The sequence below is a fragment of the Streptomyces albidochromogenes genome (assembly GCF_005981925.1).
GTDB lineage: Bacteria > Actinomycetota > Actinomycetes > Streptomycetales > Streptomycetaceae > Streptomyces > Streptomyces albidochromogenes.
This window is the reverse complement of the sequence record NZ_VBVX01000593.1, coordinates 1-1,635: the sequence shown is the minus strand read 5'-3', so window position 1 is coordinate 1,635 and position 1,635 is coordinate 1. Positions and strand designations below refer to the sequence as shown.

Genomic DNA, 1,635 nt, shown 5'->3' with positions numbered 1-1,635 from the left:
CCGATGGGGGGTTCGGCGCGAGGTCCGATGGGGGGTCCGCCGGTACGGGTGAGGAGTCCGGTGCGGGCACGGGCGCGCAGGCGGAGCCGGGCGGCCGCGTTCCGGCGGACTCCCGGGACGCCGCGGAGGGTGCCGCGTACGACGGTCTCCGGCCGGTCGGGCCGGTGCGGCCCGCCGCCGGAACCGAGCCGGCGGGCCGGACGTCCGGCGGGGGGCCGGCCGGGGCCCCGGTGCCCGCGCTGCCCGCCGAGGTGCCGCGCCAACTGCCCGCCGACACGTCCGACTTCGTCGGTCACGAGGCACGCAAGTCGGTCATCGAGAAGACCCTGCTGGGAACCGGCGAGCGGCGCGCCGTGGGCCTCGTCGTGATCGTCGGCAAGCCGGGCACGGGCAAGTCCACCCTGGCCACGCACATCGCGCACCGGGCCGGCGAGGCGCACTTCACCGACGGACAGCTCTACTGCGATCTGCGCGGCACCAGCGGGGCCCCGGCGACGGCGGGCGAGGTCCTCGGCCGGTTCCTGCGCGCCCTCGGCATCCCCGGCCCCGTCATCCCCGACTCGCTGGACGAGCGGGCCGAGATGTACCGGACGCTGCTCGGGTCCCGCCGGGTGCTGGTGGTCCTGGACGACGCCGCGTCCGAGAGCCAGATACGCCCGCTGCTGCCGGGAGCGGGGAGCTGCGCGGTGCTGGTCACCAGCCGCGTGCGGATGACCGGGCTGCCCGGAGCGCACCGGGTGGAACTCGACGTACTCGGCACGGAGGAGGCCATGGAGCTCCTGGTCCGGGTGATCGGCGAGGAGCGGGTCGCGGGCGAGCGGGTGTCCGCGCAGGCGCTGATCCGGACCGTGGGCGGGCTGCCGCTCGCCCTGCGGATCGTCGCCGCCCGGCTGGCCGCGCGGCCGCACTGGACGCTGGCCTCGATGGTGCACCGGCTCGCCAACGAGCGGCACCGGCTGGACGAGCTCACGCACGGCGAGATGACGATGCGGGCGAGCCTGTCCCTGACCCACGACGGGCTGTGCCCCGATGACCAGCGGCTGTTGCGGCTGCTCAGCCTGGCGCGCGGCCCCAGCCTGCCCGGCTGGCTGGCCGGGGCGCTGCTCGACGACCGGCGCCCCTTCCCGTCGGACCTGCTGGAACCGCTGGTCGACGTACAGATGCTGGACGTGGTCGGCATGGAGTCCACCGGCGGGTTCCGGTACCGCTTCCACGAGATCATCCGGGTGTTCGCCCGGGAACAGCTGGCCGCGCACGACGATCCGGCGACCCAGTCGGCGGCGCTGCGCCGGATGGCGGGCGGCTGGATGGCGCTGGCCGAGGTCGCCCACCGGCGGATCTACGGCGGGGACTTCACCGTGCTGCACGGGAGCGCCCCGCGCTGGCTGCCGCCGGCGGCGCATGTGGACGAGCTGCTCGCCGATCCGCTGGAGTGGCTGGACAGCGAGCACGCAAACTTGGTGCAGGCGGTGGAGCACGCGGCTGCCGAGCAGCTCGACGAGGTGTGCTGGGACCTGACGACCACGCTGGTCACGCTGTTCGAGACGCGTGGCTATCTCGACCACTGGGAGCGTACGCACCAGGTCGCGCTGGGCGCCGCCCGGTCCGCCGGGAACAAGCGGGGCAGCGCCGCCG

1 protein-coding gene is annotated in these 1,635 nt (G+C 75.3%); it reads left to right on the top strand.

Annotated features, from left to right (window positions below; genetic code table 11):
- The coding region (locus tag E2E34_RS34140) for an NB-ARC domain-containing protein (protein WP_167518450.1) at positions 1 to 1,635 on the top strand (1,635 nt) is incomplete at both ends.